The sequence below is a fragment of the Xanthovirga aplysinae genome (assembly GCF_009711365.1).
GTDB lineage: Bacteria > Bacteroidota > Bacteroidia > Cytophagales > Cyclobacteriaceae > Xanthovirga > Xanthovirga aplysinae.
Map to the genome: position 1 here is coordinate 1 of NZ_SMMB01001280.1, position 19,358 is coordinate 19,358.

Below are 19,358 nucleotides of genomic sequence, written 5' to 3' on the forward strand. Positions count from 1 at the left end.
ATATTAAATATCTGGCATCAAAAATATAAGCACTTTCAATCATTAAGGCCAGAATTAACCAACACACAAAGAGCATCGGCAAAACAATTGCCCAAATCAAGGTTTTCACCTCATGGCCAAGGTGCATAAATTCAGCTACAATAAAATACGCTTTAACAATGGTCAAAACCACAAACAGAATATTTAGCGTCATCCCCCTTGGCACTGTAAAAGCTAAAAGGAATTCTATAGCGGTTACTACAGCCAAAATCACAGCCACCCTCACAAGCTTCATTATCTTGCTTCTGTCAACTGGCTCGGCAATAACCTTGGTAGTTTCTTCAAGTTCCATATCAGGTGATTCTTAAGGTTAAATAGTTTATAAGAACAGATTCTTAATTGTTTTAGGGAGATTTTTTAATTCCAATAGAATCATATTCAAACCTCCTGAACAAATTTTTCTTTGATTTCTAATTTAAATTAAATAGAAGAAGGTAAATACAAATACCCACACCAAATCAACAAAGTGCCAGTACAAACCTACTTTCTCTACCATTTCATAATGCCCTCTTCTTTCATAGGTTCCTACCACCACATTATAGAAAATAATGAAGTTGATCACAATTCCACTCAATACGTGGAAGCCATGGAAACCTGTAATGAAAAAGAATAAATCCGCAAAAGCAGCCGGACCATATTCATTAATATGTAAGTTAGCACCAAATATTTTTACTCCGTTTGCTAAAGTAAGTCCATCATCAGTACCTACGATAAAGTGAGTCCATTCCCAAGCCTGACACCCAAGGAAAGTCAAACCTCCGATAATCGTCCAAAGCATCCATTTTTCTACGGCCTTTCTGTCCATACGGTGACCTGCCTCAACAGCTAATACCATAGTTACAGAACTTAAGATCAAAATAAAGGTCATAATTCCTACAAAAACCAAAGGAAGATGAACCCCATGAAGAAAAGGTACAGCATTAAAGACCATCTCTGGAATTGGCCAGTGCTCTATAGAAGCAGCAAAATCATGAACTGCGCCTTCATAGGCAGGTGCACTAAATCGAATAAAGCCATAGGCTACCAATAACCCAGAAAAAGTAAAAGCATCTGAAAGCAGGAAAAACCACATCATCAGTTTTCCATAACTTGCTTTTAAAGGTTCATTTCCTCCATACCAAATGCCCCTTTTGGCACTTACATTTACCGCTGAAGTAGTTGACATATTTATTTTAAGTTTGAACGGTTAACGATACAATAACAAAAATACATACAAATAAAGCCACAATGCACCAAGGAAATGCCAATATGTAGCAAGCATTTCAATGGTCACTAATTTTTGCGAATGAACCTTATTTTTAAATGCGAAAATTAAAACAACCAATAAAAAGATAAGAGCTGAAATCAGGTGCACTCCATGAAGACCTGTCAAAACATACAAGAAAGAGCCCGAAGGGTTTCCCACAAAAAACACTTCCTCTTGTACCAAATCACTCCATGCTTGGAACTGCCCAATTAAAAAGCCAAGGCCCAAAACGAAAGTCAAGCCAAGTCCGATTTTCACCCCTTCCAATTTATCTTTTTTGGCGGAATAAAATGCCCACTGCAAACTCAGACTACTACAAACTATCAAAATTGTGGTGATCTGAAAAATGCCGGGAAGTTGAAATTCTAACCAATTACCTTCTGCCTGTCGTACGATATAAGCACTTGTTAAGGCCGCAAATATCATAACTACAGAAACGATAAACAGCCACATCGCAAATTTTTGCGGATGCATAGCAAGTGGCCGTTTAGGCATCCCTACCATATCTACACTTTTTACCATCTTTTTATACTTTATCTAATAATAACGCAATCTGCAAAACAGGAAGATATATTAAAGAACCAAACATGATCTTTAAAGCTGCCTGACGTGAACAGTCCTTCATAAGTTGAAAAGTCTGGGCCAAAAACAAAACCCCACAAATGGTCACCACAATAGCAGACTTAATACCTGTCAACCCAAAATAGGCAGGCATCAAACCCAATGGCAACAAGAAAAGCGTATAGGTCATTATTTGGATAGCTGTATTTAGATCTTTCTTTCCTCCAAAAGGAAGTAGACGAAAACCAGCCTTTTTATAATCCTCATCTGCTACCCAGGCAATCGCCCAGAAATGAGGAAACTGCCAAATAAACTGAATACCAAAAATAACTAAAGCCATGTGTGAAATTTCACCAGTAGCTGCTACCCAACCCAATAATGGCGGTAAAGCCCCTGGAATTGCCCCCACAAAAACTGCAATAGGACCAACTCTTTTTAATGGAGTATACACAAAGGAATACAACACCATAGAAACCATCGCTAAAACAGTGGCCAATCCATTGGTAAACCTTAGCATCAACAACAGCCCAATTAGACCTATGAACACAGCAAAAATAATGGCTTCCTGAACATTTAAGCGATGAGTAGGCAAAGGCCTTCCAGCCGTCCTTTTCATCAACTTATCATAATCTCTTTCCAACACCTGATTGATCGCACAGGATGCCCCTGAAATAAAAAAACCTCCGAAGCAAAGCATGGTGAACACGGTCCAATCAACAGCGCCTCGGAGCGCCAACAAATAGCCAAAACCAAAAGAAAAAGCCACCACTAAAGACAATCTGAGTTTCAACAACTCAAAAAAAGCTTTGGCTTTACTTAAGTTTAAGGTTGCTTGAACTGAATTTGATGTTTTCGTTGTCAACATATTTTAATTCTCTATGGCAGCAGTTGCTGCTTTTCGATCTCTCACTAACAAAAACAGATAGACCTGAATTCCAAATATTATTGAAGCCAATAATAAATGGATAGGTTGGGCAAAAGCAGGAATGGCAAAATATGCCATTATAACACCTGTTAAAATTTCAAGAACAATAATACCCACCAATACTTTGCTCCAGCTCATCAATTGCCGGTCCCCCTTTGCATGTTGAAATAAAAGAACCAGCAAATAAACATGTAACAAAAGAATAACCAAGGAATAAGACCTATGGATATAAAATTTCAATCCCAACAGGTCAATCCATTGATTCCTCATCTGAAAGGCAAATTCTTCCGCTACTACATCAATCATCTCCCTGACTTCAGTCCCAAGTTCCACCTGAATTAAATAAGCAAAAATGCTAACCAACAGCAACTTTAAAATGGTCGACCTCTTCTGGATACTTTTACTTATGGTTATTTTGTCATTTGCACGATACACTGCATAAATTAAAAAGGCTACTATCACTAAAGCCAGCATCATATGCAGGGTAATAATCCAGGGCATCAATCTGGTGGAAACAACAATGGAACCAATCCAACCTTCAAAAATCACCAACACAAGGGTTGAAAAAGAAAGGTAGACAATTGTTTTATCACTCTTCCAATAGACCAAAGAACCCCAAAGTGTAAGAATAACCAATAAGCCAATGGTAGCACCCGTAAGTCGATTAAAGTATTCTGTCCAGGTTCTGTACTTATTGAATTCAGCTTCTACAAGGATAGATTCATCATGACGAATCTCATCGGCTTTCTTTTTAAAACCAAAGAAATCAAGATAGTTAGCGAATTTATCATTCTTTTTTGCTCTCTTTTGAGCATAAACCTCTTTATAATCAGAAGGAAGCTGGGAAACGTCAGTAGGAGGCACCCAGTTTCCAAAACATTTAGGCCAGTCAGGACATCCCATACCAGATCCGGTACTTCGGACAATCCCTCCTACCAAAATGAGTATATATACAGCGACCAGAGTTATACGCCCTAGTCGCCTGAATCTTCTATGTCCTCTATTTTGATTCATTCACTGCAATAACACCTTCTTCCTTCTCCCACTCCATCATTTCATTTTCAATATCCAAATTCGATTCCGGAGTATGTGAAAACGGAACATCTTGAGCAATAAAGTCTTCTTTTGCTCCTGGCTTACTGTAATCGTAAGGCCAACGATAAACCGTTGGAATTTCTCCCGGCCAGTTACCATGCCCTGGTTCAATAGGAGTTGTCCATTCCAGAGTATTAGATCTCCAAGGATTGGCAACAGTTCTTCTACCTCTGAACATACTATAGAAGAAATTAAACAAGAATATCAATTGTGAGCCAAATGTAACAATAGCCGCAACACTTACAAAAGTGTTAAGATCTAGAAAATCGCTGAAGGCATCAAAGTTTGTCCATGAGTAATATCTTCTTGGGAAACCAGCGATTCCAATATAGTGCATTGGGAAGAACACCAGGTAAACTCCCACAAAAGTTAACCAGAAATGAAGGTATCCTAATTTGGCATCCATCATACGGCCAAACATTTTTGGGAACCAATGGTAAATACCCGCCATCATTCCGAAGAATGAAGCACTACCCATCACCAGGTGGAAGTGGGCCACTACAAAATAAGTATCGTGTAATTGAATATCAAGTGCAGAGTTCCCTAAGAAAATTCCGGTAATACCACCTGAAATAAAGAAGGACACCAATCCAATAGAGAACAACATGGCAGGAGTAAATACAATATTTCCTCTCCATAACGTAGTAAGGTAGTTAAATACCTTAACCGCAGAAGGAACCGCAATAATCAAAGTTAAGAACATGAAAATTGATCCCAGAAATGGGTTCATACCAGACACGAACATGTGGTGAGCCCATACTACGAATGACAATACCGTAATTCCCATCATGGAACCAATCATGGCACGGTATCCAAAAATTGGTTTTCTTGAATTGGTTGCAACGACCTCGGATGTAATACCTAATGCAGGTAATAATACAATATATACTTCAGGGTGTCCTAAGAACCAGAACAAATGCTGGAATAGAACCGGACTACCTCCTACATTTGGTAAGGCCTCTCCACCGATATAAATTTCCGAAAGGTAAAAAGAAGTACCAAAGCTTCGGTCAAACACTAACAATAAGGCTGCAGCAAATAAAACAGGGAAAGAAAGTACCCCAATAACAGCCGTCAAGAAAAAGGCCCAAATGGTCAAAGGAAGCCGTGTGAACGACATTCCCTTAGTTCGCATGTTAATTACTGTGGCGATATAGTTAATACTACCCAAAAGAGAGGAAGCAATAAAGAAAACCATAGCCACCAACCAAAGGGTCATTCCTGCCCCTGAGCCTGAAATGGCCTGAGGTAACGCACTTAATGGCGGATAAATTGTCCATCCTCCACCAGCAGGGCCTGTACTCAAAAACAATGAAATGAACATGATAATACCGGAAAGGAAGAATAACCAGTAGGAAAGCATGTTCATAAACCCGGAGGCCATATCCCTTGCCCCAATCTGAAGTGGAATTAAAAAGTTACTAAATGTACCACTCAAACCTGCAGTTAATACAAAGAACACCATTATGGTTCCGTGCATTGTCACTAAAGCCAGGTAGAATTCAGGATCAAGTTTTCCCTGAGGAGTAATCCATCCACCCAAAAGTGGTCTTAACCATTCCAAATCCATATCAGGGAAACCTAATTGCAATCGGAATAGGATAGAAAGGAATCCTCCAATCAATGCCCAAAAAATTCCAGTAATCAGGAATTGTTTGGCAATCATTTTATGATCGGTACTAAAAATATATTTACTCACAAAGCTTTGGGAGTGCTCATGCTCATGATGCTCTTCATGATGAGCTGCTGCTCCCGGAACATGAATATCAGCTGTAGCCATATTTCTGTTTTTTAGATATTTCTTTTGTACTTTAATTCTTTAAAGATCTTGAGTCAGACTATTGTTCGTCCTCCTGAATCCCGGCAGCGATTTTAGCCATCTCTCTCAACTCAGCAGGAACCTTCTCCAAATATTCAGGATTTTGGGCCAACCAGGTTTGTTGAGCAGCTTTCCATTTTTCATATTCCTCCGGCTCATCCACTACCACTTTCAGTCTCATGGAGAAGTGACCACGGCCACAAATTTCCGTACAAGCAATCTCATAATCAAAGTCTGGATTTCCAGTCTCCTGACGCATATCTTCAGTTGACTTTTCCGGTATGAACCAGAAACGAGTTGGCATACCAGGAACGGCATCCATTTTTAAACGGAAATGAGGAGCAAAAACAGAATGAAGCACATCCCGGGCTCTAATTTTAAAAAGAACCGGTTTGCCTTTTGGTAAGTGCATTTCTAATGGAGAAAAGTCATCAAAACTATTTTTATCTTTCAAATCAATACCAAAAGGGTTTCCAGCATCGATTAACTGATAATCATGAGCACCCAATTTATTGGACTTACCTGGATAGCGGGTTTTCCAGGCAAATTGATAGCCCATCACCTCAATCACTTCCGCATCATCAGGTGCCTTTGAAGTCACATCGGACCAAGCTTTCCAACCCGTAAAAACCAAAATCGCTAAAACAATGGCTGGAATAACAGACCAAAGCAATTCCAGTTTTCCATTATCAGGATAGAAGTAAGCTGATCTTTCTTTTTTATGCTGATAAAAAAATGAAAAACCAAAAAGCAGGATATTACACAATAAAAAAGCAGCTCCCGTTATCCACATCGTCACCCAGAACAAATTATCGGTAACTACACCATGTTTGGAGGCAATAGGAATTTGATAACGATCATACTCAGCAATTGAATACCAGAAAAAAGCAATTCCACCTACAATAAGAAATACTAAAAATAAAGCAGCATTAACTTTATTACTTGCTGTGACATATTTCTTTTCAGTCCCTCTAAAGACATCGACCAGCTTGTGTACTCTGAAAATCGCCAGAATAATCGCCAGGACGAGCAGCACACCTATAGCTATAATTATTTTAATCATACAAGTTTGACGTTTTGATATTTATATTCAATACAATCTTATTCAGCAGCAAAATAAGTTGAATTTTAAAAAAACAAGGCCCTTCAAAATTCAACAAACCATCACCAGTAAGCATATCTGGTGATGGTTTTATTCAAAACTATTTAATTGAGCAATCCCTGTTGATTAAATATGGTGATGCTCAGATTCCTGCAACATCGGGTGATTCTTAGGAACTAATCTTATTTTAGACAAACTGTTTAATACGATAAACAAGAATGCCGACAAATAAATCATAGTAATTCCGATTTCATAGAATCCAAAGCCACCGTTTTCTTTCATCACGCCTGGCTCAACACCTAGGTAGAAATCGATCCAATGTCCAGCAAGAACAATAACACAAACCATTTTCAAGAAAATGTTATGACGCTTAGAATCCCTGGTCATCAACACCAAAAATGGAAGAACAAAATTCAAAATAATATTCAGAAACCAGAATCCATGATAAAGACCATTTTCCCAACGCTCCCAGTAATAAACTACTTCTTCAGGAATATTGGCATAATAGTATAAAAGGAACTGTGAAACCCACAGATAAGCCCAGAATATACTAAATCCGAATAGGAATTTTCCTAAATCATGCAAGTGGTTAGAATTAACCATTGGAAGGTAACCTTTTTCCTTAAGGTAAACCACCAATAAAATGGTCATTGCTACCCCAGAAACTAACCAACTGGACATACTATACCATCCAAACAAGGTTGAGAACCAGTGTGTATCAATAGACATCACCCAGTCCCAAGCTGAAGTAGAAGAAGTAATTCCAAAGAATACCAAGAATAAAGCCGCATAAACTCTGATTTTATGCCAGTAAGAATGGCCACCCTCTAAATCTTCCTTTAACGACAATGATTGCATTTTTTTGGCGAATAAATACCAAACCACCACATAAACAACCATTCGAATTAAAAAGAAAGGAGTATTCAGATATTCTTTTTTTCCATCAATAATAGGGTCGTATTCAGGGCTTGCTTTGTCATAAAGACCTTCGTGTGTCCAGTGGAATATATCATGACCACCGACAAAAAACACAACAAGCATTAAAATTAATCCTAGTGGTAACCAATTAGAAAATGCCATTGGAATTCTAAGAATAGGGGCAGACCAACCAGCTTGAGCAGCGTAATTAAAAGACCAAAAGAAAAGTCCAATTAGAGCTACCCCAATAAAGAATACATTGTTGATCCATAAACCTGCCATTACACGCTTCAGCCAAACTGCACTACCATGGGCAGCCGCCTCTGCGCCATGCGCCGCCGCTTCAGCACCATGAGCATCTCCATGGCCATGTCCACCACTTTGCATCAAGACAATTCCTAAAACTACTGCAATCACACCAGCTACGGCGAGCATGACGAGATTCTTTTTCGTTTTAGGAGTAAAAATATATTTTTCCTCAGTCATTGATCTAAAATTTAAATGATCCTCCCAATTATTGATTTTGAAGTGTTTGCACGTAACGAACAATTTCCCAACGCTCCTCTTGGCTTAGTTGAGAACCGTGTGCTCCCATACGTCCATAGCCACTGGTGATCACATGGAAAATATGGCCTTCATTAACTTCTTTTACTCTTCCCTTTGAGTAAGAAGGTACCCCTTTAAGTACTTTTCCTACTGCACCGTCTCCTTGCCCACTAGCACCATGACAATGTTGACAAAAACGATCATACAGCTCTTTTCCATTAGAAATTACTTCTTCAGAAGCAGGCAAAGGGTTCTTCAAATTTTCCTCAGCCCATGCAATGTCACCTTTTACTTTATCATAAGGTAAAAAACCAAGACTATTCCTGCTTACAGTATTAGGGGCAGGTTCCCGCATGGTCATCCGGTGAGGGTTATTCGGGTTAGAGTTATAATACTCCCCTACTCCGCTTTCATTAGAAGTAGCCCATAAACCAGCCGATTCATCGGTAATCTGAGAGAGAGGCTCATAAGGTAGCGAGTGATACATATTAGGAGCATACTCTGTCCCCTGGTTATCGCCTCCTGCTGTACAGGAAGCCAAAACCGCAGCTGAAAACATAAAAGCAGCGACCTTAATTCGTTTATATAGGAACATAACTTTTAAATTAAACCTTTTAGTCAATTTGTTTCAGATTCACCTCTGAGGCACCACTATCTTTCAATACGCTTTCAATTTCGGATGTGCTTAACGTATTTTCAGACAATTCGATCGCCATTACGTGCTTATCATCCGTGCTACGCAGGTCAGGGCTCTTCGATTTTCCCCAAGGCTTCAAATCCTGGATAACAAAGAAGGTTCCAACCATACCGAAAGCTCCTAAAAGCACTGTCAACTCAAATGTTACAGGAACAAAAGTTACAGAAGCGAAATTTTTACCTCCGATAATCATCGGCCAGTCAAACTTCAGCATATAAAACTGCATCAAAAGGGCAAGGCTAAAACCGGTCAAGCCAAATAAAAATGCTGCAACCGAAATTTTTGACCGCTTATATCCTAAAACTTCATCCAATCCGTGAACAGGGAAAGGAGAATACACCTCATCTATCTTAACACCGCTTTTTCTAATTTTTGTAACGGCTTTCAATAATACATCCTCATCATCAAAGATACCGAGGACAAAGTTCTTATCACTTGCCATAATTATTCCTTTATATTTCCAGAAGTAGACTTTAATACACTTTTAACCTCCGCCATATTCACTACCGGGAAGAACTTAGCAAATAAGAAGAACAGAGTGAAGAACAATCCAAAGGAGAAGAGATAAACTCCCATATCGTAGACAGTAGGTGAGAACATGGCCCAAGAAGAAGGAACCCAGTCTCTGTGAAGGGAAGTTACGATAATCACAAATCGCTCAAACCACATCCCTATATTTACTACAATAGAAAGGATGAAAGTCAATACCAAACTTCTTCGAATCCTTTTAAACCAGAATAACTGTGGAGAGATTACGTTACAAGTCATCATAGACCAGTAAGCCCACCAATAAGGCCCAAAAGCACGATTGATAAATGCATACTGTTCGGCCTCCACACCAGAATACCAGGCCATGAAGAATTCCGTGGTATAAGCTACCCCTACAATGGATCCTGTTAACAAGATGATGATATTCATCAACTCTATGTGTGTAAGGGTGATATAATCTTCCAGTTTATACACTTTCCGGGTAACTAACATCAAAGTCAATACCATGGCAAAACCAGAGAAAATTGCTCCTGCAACGAAATATGGAGGGAAAATAGTTGTATGCCAACCAGGAATCACGGAAGTAGCAAAATCAAAAGATACAATGGTGTGTACAGAAAGTACCAAAGGAGTTGCCAGACCCGCTAAAACTAAAGAAACAGTTTCATAGCGCTGCCAAGCTTTGGCTGATCCACTCCAACCTAATGACAGCATACCGTAAATCAATTTGGACACGCCTTTAGCCCGGTCACGAATTGTGGCAAAGTCAGGAACTAAACCAATATACCAGAACACCAAAGAAACACTGAAATAAGTCGAAATCGCAAATACATCCCAAAGAAGTGGGGAGTTGAAGTTCACCCAAAGGGAACCAAATGTATTTGGTAAAGGCAAAGCCCAGTAGAACCCTAACCAAGGGCGTCCCATGTGCAACACAGGAAATAGAGCCGCACAAATTACCGCAAAAATGGTCATCGCTTCCGCCGCACGGTTAATGGAAGTTCTCCATTTCTGACGGAATAATAACAATACCGCAGAAATCAAGGTACCCGCGTGACCAATTCCTACCCACCAAACAAAGTTGGTAATATCCCAGGCCCAACCAATGGTTTTATTCAGACCCCACATACCAATACCGTCCCAAAGCGTCATCCAGACCGCATAACCACCTACCAGTAAAATACCAAAGGAAACCGTAAAGGCCAGAAACCAGGATTTACTTGGCTTTTCTTCTACTCGTCGGCAAACATCGTCTGTTACGTTTTTTATAGTTCTCCCTCCGGTTACCAGAGGTTCACGTACAGGTGAAGAAACTTGCATATCTAAATTATTTAATAATTAAGCCTTATTTTTTTGAGTATCTTTATTTCTAACCTTGCGCAAGTAATAAACATTAGGACTTACGTTCAGCTCCTCAAGCATCGCATAGGCTCTGCCTTCCTCCTCCTCTTTCATAATTTTGGCTACCTTACTTTCAGGATTCAGCACATCACCAAAAACAATTGCATCAGCAGGACAAGCTTGTGCACAAGCAGTATTAATATCCTCATCGGTAGGACGGCGACCTTCTTTTTTAGCCGAAAGTTTACCGTACTGGATTCTCTGCACACAGAAGGTACATTTTTCCATAACCCCTCTTGATCGAACAACAACATCTGGGTTCAATACCATTCGACCCAAATCATTGTTCATAGGAGTATTTTTATCGAACTTATCGTTTTCGAAATATTTGAACCAGTTGAAACGTCTTACTTTGTAAGGACAGTTGTTTGCACAATATCTTGTACCGATACATCTGTTGTAAGCCATCATGTTCAAGCCCTCAGTTGAGTGGGTAGTGGCAGCCACCGGACATACGGTTTCACAAGGAGCATTATTACATTGCTGACACATCACCGGCTGGAACGTAACTTCCGGATTTTTAGAAGCAACTTCTAGTCCTTGTAAATCTTCAGGAGCAGCATCACTACTATAATAGCGGTCGATACGGATCCAGTGCATCTCACGACGATTAATCACCTCATCACGACCAACTACTGGGACGTTATTTTCTACTTGACAGGCTACCGTACAAGCACCACAACCGGTACAAGCGTTCATATCGATTGCCATCATCCAGTGGTGGTTATTGTAGCTCTGTTTATGTCCTTTCCATAAGGAGATTGCAGTAGCTTTTTTAGTTCCTTGAGACGTGGCAATCATCATTTGATCTAGGCCTGCCTTAGGATCCTTCTTATATTCCGACAAAACAGTTTCCTGTATCACATTATGACGCTCCATATAGGTTTCATGCGTCTGTGTTCGGGCAACTGTATGTGCTTCAGTTGTTGCTTCAATCTTAACTCCGGAAGTAATGGTATAATTTACAGTTCCATTAACCTCATTTGCCAATGGATAGACATTAACACCAACTCCGTTAGCTACTTTACCTGCCTTGGTACGTCCGTAACCAAGCGCTAAACCTACAGTTCCATCCGCCTGTCCTGGTTGTACAATCACAGGGACTTTAAAAGATTGATTACCTACTGTCACATTTGCCAGAACGGTATTTTCTTCAATTACCTTAATACCATTTTCATTAGCCCAGGACTGTGAAACAGTCAAATAGTTATCCCAAGTTGCCTTTGTAATCGGATCAGGCATCTCTTGTAACCAAGGGTTGTTGGCCTGATTTCCAGATCCAATACCTACCTTTTGGTAAAGAATTACTTCAACTCCCGAATTATTGGTCTTATAATTCTTATTTATGGCAGAAGCAGCCCCACTAAGGTTTCCAGCAAAAGCAAATACTGCATTCTCCTTTACAGGAACCTCAAATACCCCATCATAAAGGGATTGCTTCCAGAAAGTGTCAAATGAAGATTGTTTAGATTGCTGAGGGAAATGATCGCTTTTCCAACGATTATTTAGGTAGGAGTAGAATTCAGTTTTATTTCCTGCCCATGCTAGGAAACTTTCTCCAGCCTGTCGAGTCTTAAATAATGGGGTAATAGAAGGCTGAGATAAACTATAATGCCCTGGTTTTGGCTCTGCGTCATTCCAAGACTCTAGGAAATGGTGATCAGGAGCCACATATTTCACCAGAGAAGTTGTCTCATCCATACGATCATTGGTAGCTATGGTAAGCTTCACCTTACTTAAGGCTTTTCCAATGGCCGCCCCATCCTTATAATCATAAACAGGGTTTGAATTGAAGAAGATCACTCCTTGAACTCTCCCCGCTTGTAAATCTTTGACAAATTTCGCCATGGCTTTGTCATCACCTTGACGGTAATTTACTGGAAGGTTCAAATCGATTGTAGAACCATAATTACCCAATAAATTGTTTATGGCATTTACAGTCATTTGAACTGCTTCGTCATTTGAAGAAGCAACAACAAGACCTTTTCCACGATTAGCCCAAAGCTCTTTAGCAGCTTTTTCTAAATTATCAACCTTTAAGCCTTTACCAGCTGACATTGCTGGAGCCCCGGCTTTTTTGGCGATCAGGTTATATAGAGCAGCTACTAATTGGCCTTCCTGAGAAGGTTTGATAGTGGTTCTATAGTCAGCGTTAGACCCTGTAAGGGATAGGTTAGATTCAAACTGAAAATGACGAGACATTTCCGGCTTTTTCTTGCTTACTTTCCTAGTCTTACTGTATTGCTTAGTAAATTCAACAGGAGATAACCAAGTTCCCAAGAAGTCAGCTCCAACACCAACGATTACTTCTGCCTTGCTAAAATCATAGGAAGGAATTACTGCCTTTCCGAATGATTTTTCGTTGGCCAATACCATACCATAAGAGGACTGTGGGTCATATACCACATGCTCCAACTTACCATATTTATTATTCAACTCTGCAATTGCTGCTTTAGTGGTAGGACTTAAAACCGTATTGCTAACAATACGAATTTGACCTCCTCTTGAAGCAATAGCATCTAATTCTTTAATAATTTCTTTATCGAGATCTTCCCAGGAAATTTTCTTTCCATTAGCAAGAGGACCTTGAAGTCTTTCTTTATCATAAAGGCTTAATACGGAAGCTTCCACTTGGGCACTTACACCACCTTTAGTAATCTTAGAAAGTTTGTTTCCTTCAATTTTGATAGGTCGACCTTCACGGGTTTTCACCACTATACTGCAGTAATCTCCTCCATTTGCGTATGTAGAAGCATAGTAGTTTGGTACCCCCGGATCAACATCTACCGGTTTATTTAAATAAGGAATTGCTTTTCTAACAGGAGCTTCACAAGCTGCCAAGGAGGCCGCTGCAATACCAAAGCCCATCATTTTCAAAAAATCTCGTCGGGAGCTCCCTCCCTCTTCATTTTTCTCAGCGATTGGCAAGTACTCCGGAAATTCCTTTTCAGACCTTTTAACGAACTCCGGGTCGTTAGTCAACTGTTCCAGACCTTTCCAGTACGTTTTTTTATTATCTTTCATGATATATATCTATGGAGTCGATTAATTCTAAAATAGCTAAAAATTAGTAGTGACATTTCGCACATTCCAATCCACCAATGTCAACAACTTTCATTGGCTCCTTGCTATGCTCGTTATGCAACTGTACTAACTTAGTGTAGTAGTCATTGCCTTCAGTATTCAATTCTGTTTCACGGTGACAGTTAATACACCATCCCATGGTCAAATCCGCATACTGATATACCACATCCATGGTCTCAATTGGGCCATGACAAGTCTGACACTCAACCTCTCCCACTTTCACGTGCTGTGAGTGGTTGAAATAAGCTAAATCAGGAAGGTTATGAATTCTTACCCATTCAATTGGTTGGTCATTCTCAAGAGCCGCATAGATTTTCTGAATCTCTGGTGAGTCCTTCTTTATTTCAGTATGGCAATTCATACAAATGTTCGCCGAAGGAATGTTCGCAGATTTACTCTTTCTAACTCCGGTATGGCAATAGTTACAATCTATTTCCATTTGTCCGGCGTGAATTTTATGAGAGAAAGCAATTGGCTGCTTAGGCTGGTAATTTTGCTGAATACCGACCATGAATAAACCATCAATTACAGTTTTAAGCACGATCGCCGTAAACGCAAATACCACAAAGCCAAGGAAAGCTTTGTTTGTAAGCAACTTCTGCAAATCAAACTTACTTTCTACAATCTCTCTATCTGCTTCTTCCAGTTGTTGATCTTTTTTCAAATAGCCTGTTAAAACAGAAACGATCAGTGCCAAAACAATTAAAATCAGCACCAACACCACTAACAAGACAACAAGAAGAATAGTCAGATATTCAGAAGAAACACCAGTACCACCACTTACAGCAGGTCCTGTTCCACCTTCAGGCACCTCAGCAACTTCCTTTACAGGAGGGTTCTCAGTTTCATGCTTTATATAAGCAACGATTGAAGTAATTTGCTCCGGAGAAAAAGCAAATGATGGCATCTCAGTTTTATTAAATTCATTATACAGAGCTACAGCGTCTTTATCACCACTCTGAATAACTTTCTGGGAATTCTGAACAAAACTGATAATCCAAGGTAAGGAACGATTTTCCTCAATCACCTGTTTTAAAGCGGGCCCAACTACCCTTTCATGCACTGAGTGACAAACCGTACAGTTATCCTCAAACAACGCCTTTCCATTACTGATAGCCTGCTCGTCAGTCGGAATTTGATCCGCTTGAGCAAACACCGTCGTACCCGCCGATAACAGCGTCGCGCATGTTAATACTAATGCCAGGGCGTAACCGGCAAAAGAATTCTTTAGGGACATGTTACTTTTTCTTTTTAACATTATATTTCCTCTTAACCATTAAAGACTGCGCAAATGTACTATGGGATGGTTGTAAATTCAAATATATTTTAAACCCAAATACCTATCCTTTCGTAGTGGCATCCATAGAATCCTAACATAACCTTGGCTAACAGGCTGTTAAAACTTAAAAAAGCCAAAAAATTCCTTTATTTAGAAGTATTATAAATAAACACCTCTTTAAAAGCTTTTTCGCCCTTCATTTACCATTTAAAAGGATTTAGAAACACCAAAGAGGTATTTCCCTTAAATCCTCTAAACTAAACCCACAATACATTATTCATGAACAATAACTACATTCATCAAAAAGTTGATGTTTTTTTCTAAAAAACTACAATTTCATTGGTATTTATGGGAGATTGAAGAATTTTTCAGAAACTAAATCTTGAAGTTGCAGAGATTTAATAATGAAGAGTAAAAAAGGGAAATAAAAAAGCCTTCCGCATAAATGCAGAAGGCTTTCTTGAGGTCGCGAGCGGATTCGAACCGCTGTACAAGGTTTTGCAGACCTCTGCCTAACCACTCGGCCACGCGACCTTTTATTTTACTGTCTCCCCGATTGGGACTACAAAGGTAGATATTAAATTTATTTTCGCAAACCCCCTTTACAAAGTTTTAAAGGCCCTTTTTCAACTATTCCCCCAATATTCTGATTTTCAGATCATTTTTAGAAGAAAAAAATTCACCTTTTAACAACTTTAATAACTAACAATTAGAAACCTTCATGCAATTTTTGCTAATTCCTAAATGTCTTATTTCAAATAAAAAAGGCCATTCCAATATTTGGAATGGCCTTTAATTATCTCAAAAGGTAATTTCCAGTGAGAAGTTACTTTTTCTCTTCACCTTTTTTACCTTGCATTTGCTGTTTTAACTGAGCTAGTGCGTCAAGATCACCTAAAGTAGACTTTTCAGCTTCTTTCGGCTTTTCACCTGACTTTTTCTTTTTCACCTCTTTAGGTTTTTTCTCAGCTTTTGGTGCCTCGGTGTGAGTATTGGTATGAGATAAAACAATTCGCTTATCATCTTTAGAGAACTCAAGCACTTTGAAATCTATAGATTCTCCAGCTTCAGCAGCCTTTCCGTCTTCTTTTACCAAGTGACGAGTGGTAGCAAATCCTTCGATTCCGTAAGGAAGTTCAACAACAGCACCTTTATCATTTTTGCTCAGAATAGTCCCTTTATGAACAGATCCAACAGTAAATACTGTCTCAAAAGTATCCCAAGGGTTTTCTTCCAATTGCTTATGTCCTAAGGCCAATCTTCTATTCTCAACATCCAGCTCCAATACCTGAACTTCAAGCTCCTCGCCTACTTTCACAAACTCAGATGGATGTTTCACCTTCTTAGTCCACGAAAGATCAGATACGTGCACCAAACCATCGATACCCTCTTCAAGTTCAATAAATAAACCGAAGTTAGTTAAGTTTCTAACAATACCTTTGTGCTTAGTACCAACTGCATATTTCGTTAACACATCTGCTTTAGTCCAAGGATCTTCAGTCAATTGTTTGATGCCCAATGACATTTTTCTATCCTCACGATCCAATGTTAACACTACTGCTTCTAACTCATCGCCAATCTTTATAAAGTCTTGAGGATTGCGCAAGTGTTGAGACCATGACATCTCAGAAACGTGAATTAAACCTTCAACTCCTGGCTTCAATTCAAGGAAGGCACCATAATCAGCAACATTAACGATTTTACCCTTCACTTTTGAACCTACCTGGATATCTTCAGCCAACGAATCCCAAGGATGTGGTGTCAGCTGCTTCATACCCAATGAAATTCTCTTCTTCTGATCATCAAAGTCAAGTACTACTACCTGAACTTTGTCATCTAATTTCAACACCTCTTCCGGATGACTGATTCGTCCCCAAGAGATATCGGTGATATGTAGTAAACCATCTACACCACCCAAATCGATAAATACTCCGAAATGAGTCATGTTTTTGATCACCCCTTCCAATACCTGACCTTTTTCCAAGTTGTTCAGGATTTCTGCTTTTTGTTTTTCGAGGTCTTTTTCGATCAGCACTTTGTGAGAAACCACTACGTTATCATTCGTGTAGTTGATTTTCACAACTTTTACTTCCATCTTCTTGCCAACGAAAACATCGAAGTCACGAATTGGCTTCACATCAATTTGAGAACCTGGCAAGAAAGCTTCTACCCCGTAGATATCAACAATCAATCCACCTTTAGTTCTTCTCTTGACAACACCCTCAATCACTGAATCGTTGTCCAATGCACCTTGGATGTTTTCCCATGCTTTAACGATCTTTGCCTTTCTTCTAGAAAGTACTAACTGACCATTTGCATTTTCCTGCTCTTCGATGAATACTTCAACTTCATCTCCGATTTTAAGATCAGGCGTGTCTCGGAATTCAGACGCAGAAACCAGACCATCAGATTTGAAACCAATGTTCAAAATCACATCTCGGTCAGAAATTCCCACTACAGTACCGACTACCACTTCCTTCTCATGCACTTCTGACAAGGTCCCATCATAAAGTGCTTCCATTTTGGCTTTCTCTTCATCAGAGTAGCCTTCACCAAAACCTTTGGTCTCTAGTTCGTCCCAGTTGAATTCTTCTGGATTATTACTCATTTTTCTTTAGCTCTTTGAATACATCAACCCTAGAGCTATTAGGTTGAAATTAATTAAACATAAAACTTTTAAAATGACCCGCTTTTCTAAACGGTTTGCAAAGTTAGTAAAATTTTGATATCCAATAATTTTTACGACAAATAAATCTTAAAGTGACCTTATAATTGAGAAGTTTTAAAGAGGGGGGAGAAGTTCATTTATAGAAACTATTAATCGAGAATAAACAATAAGGCCCGCTAAAAATTATTGGAAAGGATCCTTTTTACAAAGGCCAATTGATGGGAATGAGCCTTCAATTCATCATTGAAAATACCTTTTTCATCAAGACGATCAATCCTTACTTTTCCGGAAGCATGCAAAATATCTCCTGTGGAAAGCATCATGCCCACATGAACAATCTTCCCCTTATCGTTGTGGAAAAATGCGAGGTCGCCAGCTTTCAGTAAATCGAGATCTTCAACAACTTGACCTTGTTCAGCTTGCTGCCAAGCATCTCTCTTTAATGCATAACCTCCAATTTTAAATACTTGCTGCGTCAAACCTGAGCAATCAATCCCAAAAGGAGTTTTCCCACCCCAGAGGTAAGGGGCGTTCAAGTATTTAAAGGCTGTATCTTCCATATAAGACCAGGCCTTTTTCTCCTGCATTTTTTTAATGCTTTTATTTTTCTCCAATTCATTTATTTCCTCAATCAAGGCTGGATTGGAAAAATGAAGCACGCTTCCCAGCACAATATTTTGAGGACCATTGGGTAAAACTAAAGAGGAGAAGTAATCTGTGAGAACATAAGCCTCACTTTCTATAAAATCGGAAGATGGTATCCCTTGTTTTGTATCAATCCAACCCTCATACTTGTCAAAATCAATACAAATTTTCAACCATTTCTCATCAGAAGACACCTCAATCACTTCAAATGTGTCTCCGAAAAGTAATTGAGTAGACATTTCCGCGGCATCGGCAGGATGTGTACGAACGGGAGCGACACTTAATTGGCAAATTCCTTTATGATACATTTTTTTTTAGTTAGGAGTGATGAGTTTAAAGTTTTAGTGGTGAAAAGTCCAAATATCCTCAATGAAATGTTGCTCATTATTCACTATTCACTTTTAACTCTTCACTAAATATTAGTATTTCATGCGAGAAAGATCTCTTTTCACATCCCGATCTTTAATACTTTGTCGCTTATCATGTAGCTTTTTACCTTTTGCCAAGGCAATATTTAATTTTGCAAACCCTCTTTGAGAAAGAAACAACCGAGTAGGAATAACTGTTAAGCCTTTTTCTGCCATTTTACTTTCTAACTTTTTCAACTCCTTCTTATTTAATAAGAGTTTTCTTTGGCGAGTTAATTCATGGTTATTATAGGTACCTTCCTTATAAGGACTGATATGCATCATTTTTACATATAATTCTCCTTTATGGAATACACAAAAAGCCTCCTGCAAACTCGCCTTTCCTTCACGAATTGATTTTATCTCAGTACCTGTGAGCACCATCCCTGCCGTAAAGGTTTCAATAAACTCAAATTCAAAACTAGCCTTGCGGTTTT

General features: G+C 39.1%; 16 protein-coding genes and 1 tRNA gene. All 17 read right to left on the bottom strand.

Translation table 11 applies throughout. The annotated features are described in order from the left end of the window. On the bottom strand, positions 1-331 hold a 331-nt coding region (locus tag E1171_RS20960), incomplete at its 3' end, for a cytochrome C oxidase subunit IV family protein (RefSeq protein ID WP_155208028.1). Between the two features lie 123 nt (positions 332-454). Beyond that, on the bottom strand, positions 455-1,204 hold the full coding sequence (locus E1171_RS20965; RefSeq protein WP_155208029.1) for a cytochrome c oxidase subunit 3: 750 nt from the start codon (positions 1,202-1,204) through the stop codon (positions 455-457). A 21-nt stretch (positions 1,205-1,225) separates the two neighbouring features. Beyond that, positions 1,226-1,807, bottom strand: coding sequence for a cytochrome c oxidase subunit 3 (locus tag E1171_RS20970; protein WP_155208030.1), 582 nt, complete (start codon positions 1,805-1,807; stop codon positions 1,226-1,228). A 4-nt stretch (positions 1,808-1,811) separates the two neighbouring features. Next, positions 1,812-2,711 carry a heme o synthase gene (gene cyoE, locus E1171_RS20975; RefSeq protein WP_155208031.1) on the bottom strand — a complete coding sequence of 300 codons (900 nt, stop codon included), beginning with the start codon at positions 2,709-2,711 and terminating at the stop codon, positions 1,812-1,814. 3 nt (positions 2,712-2,714) lie between these two features. After that, positions 2,715-3,785, bottom strand: coding sequence for a COX15/CtaA family protein (locus E1171_RS20980; protein ID WP_155208032.1), 1,071 nt, complete (start codon positions 3,783-3,785; stop codon positions 2,715-2,717). Beyond that, positions 3,772-5,646 (bottom strand): cytochrome c oxidase subunit I, encoded by a 1,875-nt coding sequence (locus E1171_RS20985; protein ID WP_155208033.1) that lies wholly within the window; start codon positions 5,644-5,646, stop codon positions 3,772-3,774. Before E1171_RS20985 ends, E1171_RS20980 begins: the two co-directional genes overlap by 14 nt. A gap of 58 nt (positions 5,647-5,704) precedes the next feature. Further along, the gene (locus E1171_RS20990; protein WP_155208034.1) at positions 5,705-6,748 is read right to left on the bottom strand and encodes a cytochrome c oxidase subunit II; all 1,044 of its coding nucleotides are present in this window, start codon (positions 6,746-6,748) and stop codon (positions 5,705-5,707) included. Positions 6,749-6,913: 165 nt separating this feature from the next. Then, complete coding sequence (locus E1171_RS20995; RefSeq protein WP_155208035.1) at positions 6,914-8,191, bottom strand: quinol:cytochrome C oxidoreductase; 1,278 nt, start codon at positions 8,189-8,191, stop codon at positions 6,914-6,916. A 28-nt stretch (positions 8,192-8,219) separates the two neighbouring features. Further along, a complete protein-coding gene (locus E1171_RS21000) occupies positions 8,220-8,846 on the bottom strand; it encodes a c-type cytochrome (RefSeq protein ID WP_246164470.1) in 627 nt (208 codons plus the stop codon). A 19-nt stretch (positions 8,847-8,865) separates the two neighbouring features. Continuing rightward, positions 8,866-9,390 carry a DUF3341 domain-containing protein gene (locus E1171_RS21005; RefSeq protein ID WP_155208036.1) on the bottom strand — a complete coding sequence of 175 codons (525 nt, stop codon included), beginning with the start codon at positions 9,388-9,390 and terminating at the stop codon, positions 8,866-8,868. Positions 9,391-9,392: 2 nt separating this feature from the next. After that, entirely contained in the window at positions 9,393-10,757 is a 1,365-nt protein-coding gene (gene nrfD / locus E1171_RS21010; protein ID WP_155208037.1) for an NrfD/PsrC family molybdoenzyme membrane anchor subunit, read from the bottom strand. An 18-nt stretch (positions 10,758-10,775) separates the two neighbouring features. Continuing rightward, positions 10,776-13,862 (bottom strand): TAT-variant-translocated molybdopterin oxidoreductase, encoded by a 3,087-nt coding sequence (locus E1171_RS21015; RefSeq protein WP_155208038.1) that lies wholly within the window; start codon positions 13,860-13,862, stop codon positions 10,776-10,778. A gap of 43 nt (positions 13,863-13,905) precedes the next feature. Further along, entirely contained in the window at positions 13,906-15,180 is a 1,275-nt protein-coding gene (locus E1171_RS21020) for a c-type cytochrome (protein ID WP_246164471.1), read from the bottom strand. 484 nt (positions 15,181-15,664) lie between these two features. Then, positions 15,665-15,735, bottom strand: a tRNA-Cys gene (locus E1171_RS21025). Positions 15,736-16,027: 292 nt separating this feature from the next. Next, entirely contained in the window at positions 16,028-17,809 is a 1,782-nt protein-coding gene (gene rpsA / locus E1171_RS21030; RefSeq protein WP_155208039.1) for a 30S ribosomal protein S1, read from the bottom strand. Between the two features lie 236 nt (positions 17,810-18,045). Beyond that, the gene (locus E1171_RS21035; protein WP_155208040.1) at positions 18,046-18,822 is read right to left on the bottom strand and encodes a C40 family peptidase; all 777 of its coding nucleotides are present in this window, start codon (positions 18,820-18,822) and stop codon (positions 18,046-18,048) included. A gap of 111 nt (positions 18,823-18,933) precedes the next feature. Then, positions 18,934-19,358, bottom strand: a 425-nt coding sequence (gene smpB, locus E1171_RS21040; RefSeq protein ID WP_155208041.1) for an SsrA-binding protein SmpB, incomplete at its 5' end; no start/stop codon positions are given.